Origin of the sequence: Shewanella sp. S1-49-MNA-CIBAN-0167 (genome assembly GCF_040310145.1) — a bacterium.
Taxonomy (GTDB): Bacteria; Pseudomonadota; Gammaproteobacteria; order Enterobacterales; family Shewanellaceae; genus Shewanella; species Shewanella psychromarinicola.
Map to the genome: position 1 here is coordinate 1 of NZ_JBEOPO010000055.1, position 17,676 is coordinate 17,676.

Here is a 17,676-nt window from a genome sequence, read left to right on the forward strand (position 1 = left end):
GTGGAAAACGCTATTTTGTTAACTGAGTGAGGTGCTGAGATAACGATTTTCGATTTTCCACTATGTGGAAAACGCTATTTTGTTAACTGAGAGGGTGTCGTGGGATAACGAATTTCGATTTTCCACTATGTGGAAAACGCTATTTTGTTAACTGAGTGAGGTGCTGAGATAACGATTTTCGATTTTCCACTATGTGGAAAACGCTACTTTGTTAACTGAGTGAGGTGCTGGGATAACGATTTTCGATTTTCTGCTTTGGGCTTTTTGAGGACAATCTAGCGCGGAACTCATCGTGGAGCGGGTGGTGAAGCACCTAATGAAGACTCCGAATACATTAGCGCAAACCAACCTCGTTATCGACAATATCATTTGCAATAACGAGGCGGACCATACATTTTTGTGTCTGTTGTTTAAGTTAATTGCCAAGGTTCTCTAGGTATTTAACGAACGGAGCAAAATCACCTTTGTCAGCTTCCTTAAGGCAAGAGATATAAGCTTTGCGCTCTTCGCTCACTTTCTCTAGGTTGCCCTCTGCCCAGTTAAGCGGTGGCTCTTCTAGTAAAACCATGCGAACAACATCGGTAAATATACGCGAGTGCCTGCCGTTACCATTTGGGAAAGGGTGAATCTCAACAAGCTTGTGCTGTATGCGAGCGCTGAGCTCTAGATGTGAGTAGTGTTTGAACTTTACCCAGCACTTAGCATCTTCTAGAAAGTTGTGGAGCTTGGGCCTGATTTGGAAGGGATCACAGCCAATGCTTAACTCTTTGTTTCGAGTGGCCCCAGCCCAGGTCCATACATCACCAAATAGGTGCTGATGGAGGGCAAGAACGAACTCAGCCGAGAAAATAGAATCCAGCGTTAGGCCAGAGATACCACTAACCCATTGCTGGCCTGCTAGTATATTGGATTGTTCAAGTTCGTTAAGTTGTTCTCTTGTTGTTACGTGTGGGTGTTTCAACCCTTCCATATCATCTGGATCAAGCGGTGTAGCAGCTTCTGGTTCATCAATAATCAAAATACTTTGTCTTCCATATTTTTACCCCATAGCTTACGCCCACCGGCACGCATAATTTCTTCGGCTAGTTCAATTATTAAGATATTTTCTTTCTCTTTGCTAACTGATTGCGCCTCTAGAAACATATTTTTAGATGCTTTCTTTACTTCTATTGTCGCAATCATCAGCGCACGCTCTTGCATTATGTCAGAAACAGCCTTTTTAGGTTTTAGAGTGTATGAGAAGTCACAGTCTAGAGCTTCAGCCAGTTGCCTTAACTGATTTAGAGTTATGTCGCCATCAGCCTCACGCCTTTCAAGGACTGAAATTCTATTTCTTGTCATGCCAGCTCTATCTGCTAGCTGGGCGCCTGACATATCCAGAGCTTTTCTTACTGTTCTAATCCAGCCCTCTTTAGGTATTGAGGGGATTAGCGTTCCCTTAACTGCATCAACCAGTTCTCTGTACTGTCTTAAAACCGTTTTCTTAACGGGTTGTTGCTTGTGCGGATTGCTTCGAAAAGAGTACATAGTAACCTCGTTTTCCATTGTTTATGTCTTAAGCATAATCGAAATTAGATACACTTTCCATTTTGCGTATTTCAATATGATGACACAAATTTGATATTAGTATCACATAATAGATACATAATATTTTGTATTGCATTTGTTTTGATTACAGATTAACAGTAAATGCATCTTAATTAAGATACATATTTTGTTAGGCGTATGAGATTATAGATACTAATTATGATTTTGTATCTTAAAAAGGATACATCAAATTAACTATTGTAATTGGATTAAGATACAAAAAACCACTTAATAGCGGCCTTTTTGTGCTTGAAGGCTAGCTGAGGTGAGTAGCTCGCGCAAGACAATGAGGTCAAGTGTTGCCTCTTATCACCCATTACTTTTTGTATTTTAAAATCAGTAACCCCCCCCAAAAAACACAACTTGAGCCGTAGCTCACATTGGGGCGTGCGACGTGAGGTCGTATGAAACGCTGTTCACCGCTTTTGAGTGAACCATCTGTATCACCAGATGAACCTAGGAACAATGGTTAAAGTCTGGCTTTATGGTTAAAGGGCTGTTTTCTCGACATATTAGATAAATAACAACTTCGGGGAAATCCGTTAGAAATGAACCGCTGAGCAACCAGTATGATACTTTAATACTTGGTATGGCACTTTATTACTCGACCACAGTTAGTCGATACCCACCTGCCGCCTCAATAAAAAGTGAGAAATTTTTAGCGTGACCATCGGTTGCCGCTAATAGCCAAAACAGCACCTGAGACTTCATGAAGTTAACTCGATCTTGCTCTGAATTGGTGGAGCCTAATAAAGATGACATAATCTGCTCAATATCGGGACCGCCGTGGCTTTCATATTTTCTCGCTAGCGGAATGTTTAATGCTTGGCAAAAGTCCTCTTGGGGCAAACGCATAATCCATTTACAGTAGATGATGCCCGTGGCGTTGAGTCTAGTAAAGACAGGATGCTCAGCAAAGAGGAAATTCACCGTTGGCCTCTCTCTTTGTATAAACAGGGGCATAATATGGTACTGCGGCCAAAACCAGTTTTTACCTTCACCTCGGGCAAACGCAAAACCCGCTGCTGACGAGGTGGGTGTATTGCTGCTTAGGGTGATTGACGCTAACTAGGCGAGTTTGGCTATCACATGTTTGTACTACAGAAAGGGGCGAAACGGGACGCCCTATTAAAGTAGATCTTTGAGCCGGTTTAACAGCGCTTTACGGCTACTATTAGCCACAATGAAGCATTTGAAACTCTGTTCAAAAGCAGGACGATCCCCTTTGAACTGATAGGCTTCGTTCAGCTGATGCAAATCGCGTGATGCCGCATCGTAACCACTGGCGCAAGTTCGATCCGCTTGCTCTTGTGTTTGCTGCCAGCAGCGCTCACGCTGATTGTAGAGATCCGTCAACATCTTCTCTTTTTCCGCTTTTTCAATCGCCATTTTTTTTGCGAGCGCTGCGGCTTGCTCCTGCTGTAATTGGCTTTGAGCTTGTTCAAAGTAAGAAGAAATCACGTCGGGGGTTAACCAATACTGATAGGTTTCGTCTTTGTTGGCAGATTCTTTTCGCGTCATCGCTAAGGCTTGATGACGGGTTAGCTGGCCTTGTTCAAAAAGCGTGCTTAATAGCGTGTTTTTCTCCGCTTCCGTGAGATTATGCAGCCACACATCATACTGAAATTGGGCTTGTTTTGCTTGGTGACGTGGTTGTTCGTTCAGTACCATCGCAAGTGCTTTAACCCAAGCTAAGGAAATATCATACAACGCAGAAAAAGCCTGTAATTCCTCACTAAGATGCTCAAAATCGAATTGAATTAAAGGTATTTCCTCAGGTTCGTCATTACAATCTAACGCTTTGAGCCACATAAAGTACACAAGGCGCCAATTACCTTGGATTAACTCGCTGCGTAAACCAGCTAAATGCTGGAAAAAGTCGTTAGCATTTTCATCGTCAAAATATTCATAATACTCCTCGAGGGAAAAAATCAGCAATTGCCATTCTTCACTTTCGTGTACATGAAGCCCATCACGTGAAAAACCAAGTAACGCATCAGGAAGAGTTCCCGCTGGTAGCTTGATGTAAGCATCGATTGTGCCCCAATCGGCATAGTAAAAACCAATGTCGAAGTATGTTAACATCAGCTCAGCGGGTTCTGCCTTTAAGTCACTGTAGGTGTAATACACCTGAAAGGACGTAGCGCTGATCTCAGCGCGGCTTGAAACGGTTCTGAGTGATTGGCGTGCCTTAGCATCCAAGTACCCATCCAATAGCTCGAATTTATAGTATTGATATTCGCTCACGATGACCTTGCTATGCGTTAATGGTGAATTGAAAGGTGTGTTTTAACAAAGGCTGTACCTGAACCACTCTGGCGACGGGTTCAGCGTTTAAATAACGTCTTGGGTCAATGGTCACAAATCCCCAAAACTGTAAAAATCGCTCAATAAAACGTGATTCAATGAGTATGCTTAAACTTCTTTCTGGCGAGAAGTCATCTTCCGTAGGGAAAGACTGTCGTAAATCGGGGAAAGCCGTCATAACCTCTTCAACCAGCTGATCCACACTGTTGTGGCTTTGAATACGCCACAGCATGAACAACCAAAAGGGTCGCAAGTCGATATCGTATTCAAAACCGTCCAAATACTCCCAGTTATATTTGCTGATTGCAGCTTCTAACATAGGTTTGAAAAATGCTTGTATACCTTCGGCCTGATACTGTTTTTGCGCTGATTTTTTCACATGGTAGCGGCCGCTGCGTCGATAAATAATGCCACTAATTTCGGCTAGCACTCTGGTGTAGTGCAAAGCATTAAACTTATCTTCGTTACTACCTGCAAACTCACTGATACTAATGTGACGCTCGAATTGAGCAACGGCAAACTCAGGCAATAACTCACTGGCCTGTTTGACCAATTTAGCCGGTAAGTTGCCTTTGCTCGTGGCTTTGAATGATCCATCTTGCGCCATGGCCTCATCAAGAATGAGAGCGAGATAACGCATCACCGGGCTGGCCAACAGCTCATATGGTGTGCTGATTGTCACCCACTGTAATTCATCGAAAGGCGCATAAAGCCAATTGGCCATTTGCGTTGGTGTCACACCACAAAAATCGGGATGAGGTTGATTATTGCGATCCTGGACTTTGTGCTGTAAAGCAGCGTTGAGTTCATCAAGGCTCAAATTTGGTTTCATTGCCAGCATGGCGTCGACATCATCAAAGACTTGGGCATGTTGTTTGGAGAGGCTGCTCATACAACAACGTTTAAATTTTTTACCGCTGCCACAATGGCAAAGATCGTTACGACCAAGCTTCATTGTTGTGTCCCTTCTTATTATTGTAGAAAAAGCACTGCGTTTTCCTGTTTGCGCTGCTCCAATGTCTTAGCAATCGCAGATACTGTCGTTTTACTGGTCCCTTGTTGCTGTGCAAGATAAGTAAATTGGCTGAGTGCTTCAGCAACTTCTTCAATAACTTGCCTTGCATCACTCCAATTCGAAAAGCCTGCACTGCTCGCAAGTTTTTGCATCACCTTAATCGGTGGCGCTTTGCCATAACCTCCGAATGCAGTGGCGTGTTCGTTAAATGGATGTGGGCTGTACGTAACATCGTAAAAAGGTGCAGGATTCCATTGGCCATCATCAGCTTGCAAAAACGCCCAGTTTTTACTGTGGTCGTCTTGGTTAGACGACAGTAGATTAAAAATGGCGCGGCGAAATTGCAGTTGCCCAGCGGCTGGAGATTTACACAGCTGACGGCTGGCTTTGATCAAGTCAATGTAATCTAAACTTGGCGTTCGAAAGTCTGTATCCAGCAGCCCGCAGGCGCTGTGCATATGCAAGCGGCCTGAACTGCGCTTGCTGCTTAAATGGGTCTGTTCAGTGACGTAATCAAAACGCTTGAGCGCCAACCAAGCAGGCGCACCGCTTGTATTTGGTGCTCCAATAAGTTGCCAAATTGGCGGTTGGCACTTTGCTTGCTCGGCCATTTGCAAATAGACCGCCTCACACAAGCCTTCTTCATGACCGAGCGCTAGATTTTTCGAGGTAAACTTAATCAGCCAAGCTTCATCACCGGATTGGGCTACGGTTCGACAATGCTGAGTTTCCCCGGCAGGCATATAAATCTGCGCCTTTGGTCTTGCTCCACCCGAACTCCCCCCAGCGACTAATGCGGCCAACACTTGTTGAGTATGCCCATCTAAATCATCGTTGTTGTCATCCATATAACCTGACATTGAAGAATCGAACAGCGTTTGTGCTTCTAAGCCCAAGGTTGCTAAATCAATATCAGCGTGCGTCGAGGTTGAAAACTCAGACTCCGGAGAAAAAGACAGCGCCCCCATGCCTTTATCACCAACAAAGGCCAGCCTGTCCATCGCTGTTAATTGATTAGGCAGAATCCCTTTTTGCCGAAAAATACGATCTTGTAACAGCATGCCCCAACCATCGGGCAAACAATCCCCAAATACGCCATGCACACCTTGATGCGGTTGTTTAGGTGCTGCTTGAACTTGCGTATGAGCTTGTAAAGTAAAAGGCGATAAATTGCCAAACTGCTGCAAATAGCTGTCTGCATACTGAAAAAAAACGCCTTGCCGGTTCTGAGCCAAGACCCCTACCGATACCTGCTCACCTGAGCTTAACGTGCGGGTTACGGTGAGTTTTTGAATGGGTTTAAAACTCATCTTTTAGGACCTCATCAATGCTAATGGGGGTAGCAACGCGCTCTTTGTTAGGTTGCGTGAGCTGATAAAGCCTATCCAATGAGTCGAGAGTCTGCCAAAGCAACAGCAATTGGCGAAATGAAATTTGCCCTGTCAGCTCGAATTTCTTAATGGTGGACGCAGGCACGCAGCTGCGTTCTGCCAATGCCGTTCGTGATAGTTTTGCGCGTTGGCGTAACTCACGCAAATAAGCAGCATAGGCTTGGCTCACATCGGTATCATCCAGTAAGGTAAAATTCATCCGCAACGACTCAGTGGATACAGTTATATCCATTGTAGCGGTAAAGAAGCAAAAATAGCCACTATTGTATCCATTAATAGAAAAGGTATTGAAAATTTACTCGATAAAGCCTTTCAAAACGGCTATTTTTTAGCTCTAACAGCAAAGTGAAAACACCACTGTTTTTCGTACTCATAACCAAGAAGCTCCACTAAAATTGAGTAAAAGCCATAGGCAAGTGGTGGGCAAACAGGCATTATTGAACAGTTTCTTTTCGATAAGCTAGTGACGCATTATTAGTGACGGTATAGCTTTTATTCTGGCAGCCTTACAGACTCCCCCAAGTCAGCTGGTTTAGCTGGTTTAGCTGAACCCAATTTTTCACACTCTAGGTCTACTGGAAAACAAAAAAGTGATCGTCTTCAATGTTATTGAGCGATCGGTTTCATGTTATTACGCAGCATAAAAGCATTGCTAGGACACCAAGCCATTATAGATACGCTTGGCTCTGATATTACAAGTAACCTGCAAGTGATCCTGTTAGGTGAATTACCCCGCGACTTCGCTTCGCTCTGATCACGGGGCTTCTGCAATCTAGCTTTTAACGGCTAAGCTGCTTCTTTATTCTCAGTTCCCACACCAAACTTTGATGGCTCAAAGACTTTCGTTTTAGTATGATGATTTCTTCTGAGATTTGGGGGTTACCCTGGCGACTATCCCAGCCGCCATTAAATCATTTTCGCCTGTGCTTTCGATAGATTTAGCTGCCGCCAAATCTCTACACTGGACTAAACCGCAGCTTTCGCAGGCAAATTCTCGCACGTTAAGGCCAAATTTATGCGTATGTTTGCATTCATAACAAATGCCTGATGATTTCACATAACGACCTATTTCATGGTAAATGCCGCCATTCAATTCAACTTTGTATTGAGTAAGTCAGCGAAGTGATCATACCCATCACATTATCGTTCACCATATGTCCGTTAAATTGCTGCATACCTTTCACGTTCAAATCCTCAAACACTATGATATCGTAAGGACAATCAAAGCGTTGTTGTTCGTGATCGTTCATAGTAATACTCCTAGATAGCTGCCAAGGTAGGCAGGGTCTAGTAAGTAGTTATGATGGGGCTAAAGATGTGTTTTTATCTTTTCTGCCGCAGAGCGGCTTCGTTCAACAACCTAAAGTATGTAATAGCTCGCACAGACAAAAGAGAGCTAAAGGATCTACTTACCAATAGTTATTTAACGTTAACTAATCATAATCGTTATTACCATTAAGTTGGTAGGCAATGGGTAAATAGGTCCTTTAATAGAGTTTAGACTTTATTCTATCCAAAACTATGGCGTTAACAGACAATCTTCATAAAATATCATCTTTGCTTTACATGAGATGTCTGACTACAAATTATCGATATTATTTTTAAAAATGTAAAAAGGTAAAAAGGGGATTAGAGCTTCCTATTACCCAACCACTTCCAACCGACAGAGGTCTTACGGATTTTACTACCCTCTTTGAATGGTACTGTTATTGTACCCAAATTCACCATACCTTCAATAAAGTACTCATCTACAGCATTGGGGTCTTTTTCAAACTTAACTAAAGATACCTCATAATCTTTAACTTTAGCCATCTGGCTATATAAAACAGCTAAAAATGCAGATTTATCGTAGCTATTTTCAACAAAATCGACTGCGTAAAAGGTGGCAATGTTAGTCTTATTTTGACTCAGTAGAATTCGCTTAAATTTATCGAAAAAAACAGTTACCTCTTCAGGAGGAATGACTAACGGTAGTTTGTATGATGATATTTTTTCGGTACCGGAAATTCTGTCTCCAGCAAGAAACTTAATCACGTCATTATGAAATTTTTCAGGAATATCGGTATGAATAAAATGGCCAACATTAGGATAGATAATAACTGTAGGTTCATTCCCCTTGTCGACTAACCTATCATACACAGGTTTAATCACATCCCAGCGTAAACTCTGCTGGCCACTAAAAACTGTCGTAGGAATAAATGGCTCCTTCTCACCATAAGTGATGAGCATTGGCGCGGTGATTTGATCAATCTTCTTCACTAGGCTCTGAGGATCTTCTACGCGAACTTCGACTCCCATTGAATAGATATCTCGGATATAAGTTTCTGTATAGGCATTATACTCCCGACTTGAGTTATCGATCATATACTGACGAGCATGAGTTACATAGTCCGTCATTTGAGTTTTATTGATAAAGTAGCCAGCAGGAGAGTCCATGATCACCCCAGTCTTAGGGTTCTTGGCCTTAAAATAGTTAAACAGCAAGATATCTTCTGCCGTTTTCGCCTTCTCTTTCTCTAATGTACTCCCCCAGATTCCTTCCCAGCTCTCATAAGATGTCTTCTGCTCATCCCCAAAAAAAGGTAAACCTGCGACGCTCGTTGGGAACTCTTCCAAACCACCCGGCGACTCAAGCACTATTTTATTAACTTGCTCCGGATATTCTAACGCATAACCTATAACCCATTGTCCACCCATGGAATGGCCAAGGAAACTAGCTTTATCCAAGCTCAATTTATTCACCAACAGATCATGAATGGCACTTCGAGTATCATCAAGTGAACGTGTCACAGGGTTATCTAAGTTTCCTGGAATCGACTTACCATAATTGGGTAAGTCGGGCACTATGACTCGATACCCCTGGCCCAATAATGCCTTCATTAGGTCCCCAAAGTAACCTCCAAAGACACCTTTACCATGGATAAGTACTATAGTTTTAGGCGTGCTCTTGTCGCCAGCGTACTCATCCATGTATGCCACCTGCCAGTCGACTCCCTTTTTATCTTTTACTTGAGCATATTTTACAGGGAAGGGGTATCCTACACAGTCTCGCCAATAGCTTCCTTGGCATTGTTCTGTCACGGTTAATGCTTGCATATTATTCACTGGATACTGGGTCGTAGCACATCCAGCTACTACACTAAACAGCGACAATAAGAGTAAGTGAAGTTTAATAGCTTTATTCATTTTATGTGTCCTAGTTATTTTTAATAAAAGTTAGAACTTGGTGACTAATATCTTCGATTTGATCGATAAATAATGAATGGCCACTGTCTGGATAAGTTTTCAGTAGCACAAACTCACAGTTCTTTTCAAACGCCCTATAGTTATACAGAGCTGTGTCTACGGGGATGACAAGATCATCCTCACCGTGCAAAATTAAGCTTGGTTTTTTAAAGTTATGTATCAATCTATTACCCGGAATGACGCCATTAAAATCATCAGTCAAATTGAAATTTGATAGAGCAAAATAGATATCGACAAGATTAACTTGAGTCAGTACATCATCAATCAGTAATTCATAAAGTTCCGGCTGAGGTTTCTTATGGTTATAAACTACCATGTCCCATAAACCGCGAACAAAAGCTTTATCCTTATTTTTAAAAGCTGTAAATATCGGCTTAAACATGGGTTCATCGAGTATTGCTTGTTTGCTATTTAGATATTCTCCCTGTCCACCATTGGATTTAACTGGGTAGCCATTGACTCCAACGCTACTTATCAATACTAGCTTACTCACCTTATCGCTGTGATCGATACAGTGCTGAATAGCAACACCACCACCAGTAGACCAGCCTGCAATAGCATATTGCTGGACATTAAGCTGAATAAGTAGCTCTGCTATATCTTCCGAAAGTTCTCTTAAACTGGAAATAGGCTGTTTATAACTCGACAACCCAAACCCACGCATATCAGGGGCTATAACCCTTACCTCTTTAGATATTGACTTGATATACGTTTCTAAGTGAAAAGATGATGTCATGTTTCCATGTAGTAAAACTAGCACAGGCCCGTGACCAGAAACGCGATAATAAATTTCTTCACCACTAGCTAAAATCACATTTTCAGTTTTTATCTGTTGGTGCATGGCTTTACTCCTAATATACCTAACTGAAATCCTATCCAATAATAACTTTATTAATGGCAACTGTTTACCCCATTAACATCCCGTTAATGAAAAAAACAATCCCGAAAATATTACGCAAAAGAAGTCTGTTAGTGGTTAATATAACAATAAATTTATTGGTAGCGAGGATGTTGAAAATGAGAAACGCTTCTAACACATATTTATGGATATTATCGGCACTATTAATATCGACTTCAGTTAATTCAGTAGAGTGCAATAATCATAATGGGTTTATTTGTTCTGATTCTAATTATCAATTTTCAGATGACTTTATAAACCAAAACAAATATCCTCATGGGGGATTTGGTGGAGGAAATTGTCAAGCTAACAAAACTCCAGTGATCTTCCTTCATGGAAATGGAGATAATGCCATCGGTTGGGCAATACCACCAAGTATTATTCTAAATGACTACCCGCAGGCTCCCCTTTCTGTTTATGAGTCCTTCAAACAGTCTGGCTACAATGACTGTGAGTTATTTGGGTTAACTTATCTATCTATTGAGCAACGACAGTCCCCGCAGCTTAATTATCATGATGCAAGCTCACAGGATATGATCAATCAATTTATCAATGATGTACTCGCCTATACTAAGCAGAAAAAAGTCAACATAGTTGCACACTCTTTGGGTGTATCAATGGCACTTTCCAGCTTATACAAGCATCAGACTTGGGACAAAGTCGAACGCTTTATCAATATTGCCGGTGCAGTTCGTGGACTGCAATCCTGCCTATACACCGGGTACGCCAATGCATTAGCACCTACCTGCGGTAGTCAAAATATCTATGATGCAAACATCTTTGGGCTATATCCAGATAATGGAAGTTTCTCTCCAATGTGGGGGAAGAACGCCTGGACTGGTAGTTACTACACGCGCAGTATGCGAAATCTGCCGGCTAACCACCCAGAAAATAGTTTCTACAGCTTAACTGCTGGTTTACATGATCAAATTCACTGTACAACGACATCAGGTCGAAGTACATGCGTAAAAGGGGCACTTTTTAATTCTAGCGAAAATGTCATTTCACAGCTAGGGCTCGGAGCTGGCACAACAGCAAGTGAACTCGACTTTAACTTTAGTGATTTAAGCCCCTACAACTTATCCGGTGGGGATCTCAATGGTATCGGACATTTCAACAGTAAAATCAATAGTGGTGCCATAGTGGTCAAAATGCTGACAAGTAACTGTAAGGGAAGTGCTTGCGCAGTCGACTACTTAAGTGGCCCAGTAACCAATGCATTTTAATTACGAAGACTATAAATATAGTAAAATAGAAGGAAAGAAAATGATGAACACAAAAATAATTAAAACCAAGCTAACAGGCTTAGCCTTAGCTTGCTCTCTGGGTTTGGTATCCATGGCTTCACATGCAACATCGTTCGAAATTGATAATGTCGGTAAAATTGATTTTAAAGCTGATGCATTTGTAAAAGGCTATAATGTCGATAATGGTGAAGGTAATTTCAACACCGGAGAAAATGTTAATGGAGCCCAATCTCAGACCAGATTTACACTAAACTTAGCAAACGAGGCCGGATGGTCGATTAACACTCGGATGCTAGGCTTTTATGATTGGGCCGGTGATCGTCGTCATAGTGGAGGATCTGGAAGTGATTATATAAGTGGTGATAATGTAGATTCATTGTCATTAGATTTAGCTTATCTTCAATATAAGGGTGACGATGGTTGGTTATTCCGTGTTGGTCGCCAAGAGGCTAGTTGGGCATATGGTTTTAATATTCAAGACGACCGCAGAGATCGTATTCTTGCGATGAAAACGATTATGACTGATGGAGGCTACGTCGGTTTAATTGCTTTATACGATCTCAGATTCTCTAAAGATTTCTCACAAAACAGTGCGACTCCTTTATCCACAGGTGACTTAGACATGTACACTATTGCCGCAATAGGCAACCAAAATGGTCTTGACTGGGGAATACTATGGGGCTATTTCGATGGTGAATCGGTTTCGGACTTTCCAAATGAAATACCTAATGCTTACTACATTGATAACTTCCATAATATATCACCCTACCTAGGAAAGACGATAGGTAACTTTTCATTCAAAGGGGCTGCAAACATCAACTTGTCAGATGCAAGCGATGAACAGGCTATATATTTTTGGGGCAATAATAGCTGGGCAGCATTTTTAGAAGCTGGCTACCAGATAACACCAGAATTTCAATTGCAGGCTCAAATCGCCAGTATAGCAGATGGTGGTCAAGTAGGCCGTGGTTGGGATAGTTATTCAATGTTAATCAACAACTCACCTAGAAATGAGATAAACCCTACCCGAACCGAGTTTTTTGGTGGATTAGGTAACTTCAACGGAAATACCGGTGAAGATGGAACCATTTATGGTCTACGGGCTAATTGGAACCTATCTGATGAATTAAAGTTTACTTTTGCTGTGGGACGAATGGAGCTAGATCTCTATAACGCAGACAAGAATGACACACTACCTGAATATTATAGAGAGTCAACAAACGGAACCTTCTACGACTTAAAAGCCCTTTATCAGTTTAGTCCTAATAACACTATAGAGCTGAGAGCTGGTCATGCCGATGAAGATATAGATGATACAGCAGTCATGACAACAATCAGAGTCAGCTTCGGCTAATATCAATTTGTCGTTCCAAAGCTGCTTTGGCCTAAGTTAAAGCAGCTTTTTTTAATCCATCAGATTGCAGTATGCATCTATTTCAGGTCAGTTGTATAAATTAAAAAACTCAAAGTGCGCCCGATGATACAGTTTTGTTTAAGATTAAAGGTGGATAATCGTATTTAGATAAAATAGTCATCCAACTTTCAAGTTGATAGTAATAAAATTTATAATTACCATGGTATCCAATTTAATTATTCAACTATGCATTCAGAAATATCCAATATATTTCATACGACCTAAAAGAAAGTCTTTAATTTAAATATGAAGGGTTAATACTAAATACTTTGATAAATAATATATTAAATATAGATTTAGTGTAACTAAATCTATCATCCATAAATATACTTTTTTACTCTATAGGATATGTTAAATATGTTAAATATGTTTAATTTCAGTTTGCGCAATAAGTTATTACTTCTAGCTTTACTACCTTTCCTAATTTCAACTTCACTTCTTATTTATGTTTCCTATTACTTTGAACAGGTCAAGCTCAAGGAGGAAATAGTCAATTTTAGGACTCAATTGATTGATGAAAGAAAGCAGCACATAAAAGATGCAACGGAAATAGCCGCTGGAATCGTATATTATCAATTATCCCTAAAATCTTTAGGTAACGTTAACCAAGCATTACGGGATATACGTTTTGGTAATACTGGGTATTTCTATATATATGATTATAAAGGAAATAATATCGTACATGGTCTGAAGCCTGAGTATGAAGGGCAAAATAAAATAAACTTGACAGATTCGCGGGGTACCAAAATTTTGGTTGGATTAATCGATGCTGCTCAAAATGGTGACGGTAACTATTCTTATTTTTATCAAAAGCCGGGCTCAGATCAGCAAATAGAAAAAATTGGTTTTACCATGATGCTTTCCAATACTGATTGGATTCTAGGTACCGGTGTCTATATTGATGATTTAGACCGAATTGTAGACAACTATAAAGTTACCGCAACTAAGCAGATGAGAGATAAATCTATTGGGATCTTGATAATTACATTAATCCTAACCACTCTAACTACATTAACAATCATATTTTCAGCACAGCGCATTGTTATTCCGATAAAAGAAATGGCGGATAACTTAAATGATATCGCTAAAGGCGCAGGAGACCTGACTCGGCGTTTAAGTATCAAAGGTGAAGATGAATTAGCTCAATTAGGATGTTCATTTAATACATTTGTCGAAAAGTTACAGTATGTTATTGGTGATGTCGCCTCAGCTACCGGTAAAATGAAATTGGCAGCTAAAAATATAAATGATCAGACTAAGAGCATGTCGGAGAAATTGATAAACCATAATAATGAGACAGATCAAGTAGTCACAGCAATCAGTCAGATGTCGGCGACGGCAAGTGAAGTCGCTCAGAGCACTTCCTTAGTAGCAGATGCTACTCTTGCGGCTACCGGTGATGTGACTAAGGCGCAAGAATGTGTCGATAGCTCTTTAGCTGAAGTATCGTCCTTGATGAGCCAAATTGATAACGTCGCTATCAATGTAAAATCTTTAAGTGAACAATCTCAGCAGATCAACTCGGTATTGTCTGTTATTGGTGGTATTGCAGAACAAACAAATTTGTTAGCATTAAATGCGGCGATCGAGGCGGCTCGAGCCGGAGAGCAAGGCCGTGGTTTTGCTGTTGTCGCCGATGAGGTCCGTAGCTTAGCTAGTAGAACCCAGGCCAGTACCCTAGAGATCAATGAAATGCTGTCGCGGTTGCATAATTTAGTCTCTCAAACCGTTAAAACAATGGACGATAGTCAGCAAAGCTGTATCCGCTCGGTGGATTCTTCGCGTGCGATATCTGACAGTCTAGGTTCGGTGACGGTGGCAGTATCTGCAATCAACGATATGAGTAGCCAAATAGCCACCGCCGCGACTGAACAAAGTTCGGTTACCGAAGAGATAAACCGTAACGTCTTTACAATAAAAGAAATTGTAGAAGATTTACTTCACTCTAGTAAAGAAGCTAATGAGATAAGTCAAACGGTATACATAGAGGGAAGTAACTTGAGCACTCTGGTGGGGCAGTTTAAGATTTTATAACTGATTAATTAACGTGATGTGATGGTCTCCTCCCACTACGTCATCGATATGCCATGATTGAAGTGGTTACAAACAATCAAAATGGGAGAAGATCAAAATGAAGATTACAACAATAGGGTTAAACATAGCAAAACGATTCTTTCATGTAGTTTGTTGCAATGAACAAGGTCAATTAATTAATAAAAAAATGTTAACTCGAGCTCAAGTATTAGCCTTTTTCCAAACCGTCATGGAGAAGCATTAACCCCGTTCGGCATCAATCAGCGATTGGATTGTGCAGTAACGGCAGCAAGTAAATCATGCCCTTCACTGAGGGGGAGGAAAATATCACCGCATTCTTTACGGCATACAACCGCCATGCATTTGCTGCAATCAGGTGTTGATTTAACCGTCATTGCATTACATGCCTATGCACTTGGCTCAGTAAGAATGTATTGGCGTGTGAATTATTGCCAAATTTAACAATCTGTTAGGTATTTCTCTTTCCATTTGTCTACGATTGAACCGATAACAGAACTCGCTCAGGTATTCTTGTAGGTACTTTCCTGAAACACCATGGAATGTCCCAAGTAAAAATGCTTTTAAGTTACCAATGGCAATATGAACCCAAGGCAGCCATTCATCAACAAGCTCACTGGGGGTAACCCTCGCTTCATGTTGTTGAGTTTTATCTATAATGTTCAACGCAGGTAAACCGTCTGTATGCACTTTTTGCTGTCTCGTTAAGTGTTTGGCAACGAACTGTTCAACACTATCATGGCAAACGCTATTCACAGCCTGCATAGCAATAAATCCAGCTCTTTTTCCTTTGCTTTCAACGGCAACTAAAACAGGTGTTTTACCTCCAGCTCCACGTCCACGCTTGCCCTTGCTTTTGCCACCCACTAACGCATCATCAATTTCAATGACCCCTGACAGTCTATATAAGCTGTCTCTATGGCCCATAGCCGTTCTCAGCTTACTTAATATCAAACGTGCCGTTCGCCAATTAACTTCAATGTGCTTGCTCAGTCTTAATGCTGAAATACTGCCTTTATCTGAGCCTAAAAAGTAGATAGCCCAAAACCACTTAGTGATAGGAATACGGCTACCGTGGAATAATGTGTCTGCTGTGACCGATGTTTGTTTATGACATTGACTGCATTCATATAAATTGCGGGTTGTAAGCTCATAGGCATGCTCACAAGAGCATCTAGGGCAAACAAAACCATTAGGCCATCTCATTTTCTTAATGTGATTTAAGCAATCAATTTCAGCGCTGAATTGACGTTGCCATTCAAAAAAACTCGTTTCAGGCATTTTCATAGCAAATCTCACTTCTAGTCTTGATTTATACTATAAGAATAAGCCAAAACTGACTCAGATGCATAGGCATGTTAAAAAAAGAGCTTAATCGTAAAGACAAAGCATTAGCTGAAACAGCTGCATTATTGGTGCTCAAAAAAAAAGTCCACGAGATTTGGGGAAACGACGAGGACAATTAACCACCTGTTCAGAACGGCTGCGTATCTTGAGCCTTGTTAGAGAAGCTAGCGATGCAGGTGCTAGGCAAAAGATGGCCTGTGAAATAATTGGAATTAGCGCCAAAACACTACAACGATGGTTACAGACAAACAATGACAAAGATGGGCGAATAGAGGCAATACATGCACCTCAAAACAAGTTGACAGCAATCGAGCAACAACGAATATTAAAAGTGGTCAATGAGCCTGAATTTGCCCATTTACCACCAAGTCAAATTGTACCGATACTTGCTGATAAAGGGATATATATAGGATCTGAATCGAGTATTTACAGAATATTAAAGAATAAAAAGCAGCTTCAGCATCGTTTAAAAAGCAAGCCTGCAAGAACGGTAATTAAGCCAAAGGCATTAACTGCAACCGGCCCCAATCAGGTGTATACATGGGATATCACCTATTTACCGACAAGTGTTAAGGGGAGCTTTTTTTACTTATATTTAGTGCTTGATATTTTTAGCCGTAAAATTGTTGGCTGGCAAGTGCATTGCGATGAGCTTAGTGCTCTGGCGGCCGATTTGATGACCGATATTTGCTTGCGCGAGAAGGTAAAACCTCATCAAGTCACGCTACACTCTGATAATGGCAGCCCAATGAAAGGAGCAACTATGTTGGCAACGCTACAAGAATTAGGCGTAATGCCTTCATCTAGCCGCCCATCAGTAAGCAATGACAACCCCTATTCGGAGTCAATATTTAGGACATTAAAGTATCGACCAGAATACCCAGAAAAAGCATTTGAAGATCTTGATGCTGCACGCGAATGGGTGTTCGGGTTTACTAAATGGTATAACGATGAACATCGGCACAGTGGTATTAAATTTGTGACACCATCGAAGCGTCATCAAGGGCTTGATGACGCTATTTTATTAAATCGAGTGGCGGTTTATAAGAGAGCAAAAGCAGAAAAGCCGAGTCGTTGGTCGGGTGAAATTAAGAATTGGGATCTGATTAAAGAGGTTAATCTTAACCCAGAGAAATCTAAGGTTGAAATAAAAGAGGGCAAGGTGGCATAAA

15 protein-coding genes and 2 pseudogenes are annotated in these 17,676 nt (G+C 41.1%); 5 read left to right on the forward strand and 12 right to left on the reverse strand.

The features are described 5' to 3' along the window. Window positions 1-415 precede the first annotated feature (415 nt). From AAEZ00_RS19005 to phaZ, 11 genes and pseudogenes are all read right to left on the reverse strand, one after another. The gene (locus AAEZ00_RS19005; RefSeq protein ID WP_124013277.1) at window positions 416-1,018 is read right to left on the reverse strand and encodes a mobile mystery protein B; all 603 of its coding nucleotides are present in this window, start codon (window positions 1,016-1,018) and stop codon (window positions 416-418) included. Beyond that, window positions 1,015-1,527 carry a mobile mystery protein A gene (locus AAEZ00_RS19010; RefSeq protein ID WP_351089471.1) on the reverse strand — a complete coding sequence of 171 codons (513 nt, stop codon included), beginning with the start codon at window positions 1,525-1,527 and terminating at the stop codon, window positions 1,015-1,017. Before AAEZ00_RS19010 ends, AAEZ00_RS19005 begins: the two co-directional genes overlap by 4 nt. Window positions 1,528-2,199: 672 nt before the next feature. After that, window positions 2,200-2,448, reverse strand: a pseudogene (locus tag AAEZ00_RS19015) (HipA domain-containing protein); the annotation flags it as partial. Window positions 2,449-2,715: 267 nt separating this feature from the next. Further along, window positions 2,716-3,834 (reverse strand): hypothetical protein, encoded by a 1,119-nt coding sequence (locus AAEZ00_RS19025; protein ID WP_351089473.1) that lies wholly within the window; start codon window positions 3,832-3,834, stop codon window positions 2,716-2,718. 10 nt (window positions 3,835-3,844) lie between these two features. Next, the gene (locus AAEZ00_RS19030) at window positions 3,845-4,849 is read right to left on the reverse strand and encodes a YecA family protein (protein ID WP_124013275.1); all 1,005 of its coding nucleotides are present in this window, start codon (window positions 4,847-4,849) and stop codon (window positions 3,845-3,847) included. Window positions 4,850-4,866: 17 nt separating this feature from the next. Then, window positions 4,867-6,219: a type II toxin-antitoxin system HipA family toxin gene (locus AAEZ00_RS19035; protein WP_351089475.1), complete on the reverse strand. Its 1,353-nt coding sequence runs from the start codon at window positions 6,217-6,219 to the stop codon at window positions 4,867-4,869. Continuing rightward, window positions 6,209-6,499, reverse strand: a complete 291-nt coding sequence (locus tag AAEZ00_RS19040; RefSeq protein WP_124013273.1) for a helix-turn-helix domain-containing protein — start codon at window positions 6,497-6,499, stop codon at window positions 6,209-6,211. Before AAEZ00_RS19040 ends, AAEZ00_RS19035 begins: the two co-directional genes overlap by 11 nt. A 648-nt stretch (window positions 6,500-7,147) precedes the next feature. Continuing rightward, entirely contained in the window at window positions 7,148-7,357 is a 210-nt protein-coding gene (locus tag AAEZ00_RS19045; protein ID WP_351089477.1) for a zinc ribbon domain-containing protein, read from the reverse strand. 37 nt (window positions 7,358-7,394) lie between these two features. Then, window positions 7,395-7,550, reverse strand: coding sequence for a hypothetical protein (locus AAEZ00_RS19050; protein ID WP_351089479.1), 156 nt, complete (start codon window positions 7,548-7,550; stop codon window positions 7,395-7,397). A 379-nt stretch (window positions 7,551-7,929) separates the two neighbouring features. Beyond that, on the reverse strand, window positions 7,930-9,486 hold the full coding sequence (locus tag AAEZ00_RS19055) for an alpha/beta fold hydrolase (protein ID WP_351089481.1): 1,557 nt from the start codon (window positions 9,484-9,486) through the stop codon (window positions 7,930-7,932). 10 nt (window positions 9,487-9,496) lie between these two features. Further along, a complete protein-coding gene (gene phaZ / locus AAEZ00_RS19060; protein ID WP_351089483.1) occupies window positions 9,497-10,387 on the reverse strand; it encodes an intracellular short-chain-length polyhydroxyalkanoate depolymerase in 891 nt (296 codons plus the stop codon). Between the two features lie 176 nt (window positions 10,388-10,563). Here phaZ and phaZ7 point away from each other — a divergent pair, with 176 nt between their 5' ends. The 4 genes from phaZ7 to AAEZ00_RS19085 all read left to right on the forward strand — a co-directional run bounded on the left by phaZ7 (window position 10,564) and on the right by AAEZ00_RS19085 (window position 15,601). Continuing rightward, window positions 10,564-11,670, forward strand: a complete 1,107-nt coding sequence (gene phaZ7, locus AAEZ00_RS19065; protein WP_351089485.1) for an extracellular native short-chain-length polyhydroxyalkanoate depolymerase PhaZ7 — start codon at window positions 10,564-10,566, stop codon at window positions 11,668-11,670. Between the two features lie 40 nt (window positions 11,671-11,710). Continuing rightward, on the forward strand, window positions 11,711-13,045 hold the full coding sequence (locus AAEZ00_RS19070) for a hypothetical protein (RefSeq protein WP_351089487.1): 1,335 nt from the start codon (window positions 11,711-11,713) through the stop codon (window positions 13,043-13,045). Between the two features lie 426 nt (window positions 13,046-13,471). Further along, on the forward strand, window positions 13,472-15,139 hold the full coding sequence (locus tag AAEZ00_RS19075; protein WP_351089507.1) for a methyl-accepting chemotaxis protein: 1,668 nt from the start codon (window positions 13,472-13,474) through the stop codon (window positions 15,137-15,139). A 255-nt stretch (window positions 15,140-15,394) separates the two neighbouring features. After that, the gene (locus AAEZ00_RS19085) at window positions 15,395-15,601 is read left to right on the forward strand and encodes a tyrosine-type recombinase/integrase (protein WP_351089509.1); all 207 of its coding nucleotides are present in this window, start codon (window positions 15,395-15,397) and stop codon (window positions 15,599-15,601) included. Here AAEZ00_RS19085 and AAEZ00_RS19090 read toward each other — a convergent pair. Beyond that, window positions 15,560-16,444: an IS1595 family transposase gene (locus tag AAEZ00_RS19090; RefSeq protein ID WP_124013548.1), complete on the reverse strand. Its 885-nt coding sequence runs from the start codon at window positions 16,442-16,444 to the stop codon at window positions 15,560-15,562. The two genes, AAEZ00_RS19085 and AAEZ00_RS19090, sit on opposite strands and share 42 nt — an antisense overlap. Before the next feature lie 71 nt (window positions 16,445-16,515). On the opposite strand from AAEZ00_RS19090, the pseudogene AAEZ00_RS19095 reads away from it, so the two are divergent. After that, a pseudogene (locus AAEZ00_RS19095) lies at window positions 16,516-17,675 on the forward strand (IS3 family transposase); the annotation flags it as partial. Window position 17,676 lies beyond the last annotated feature (1 nt).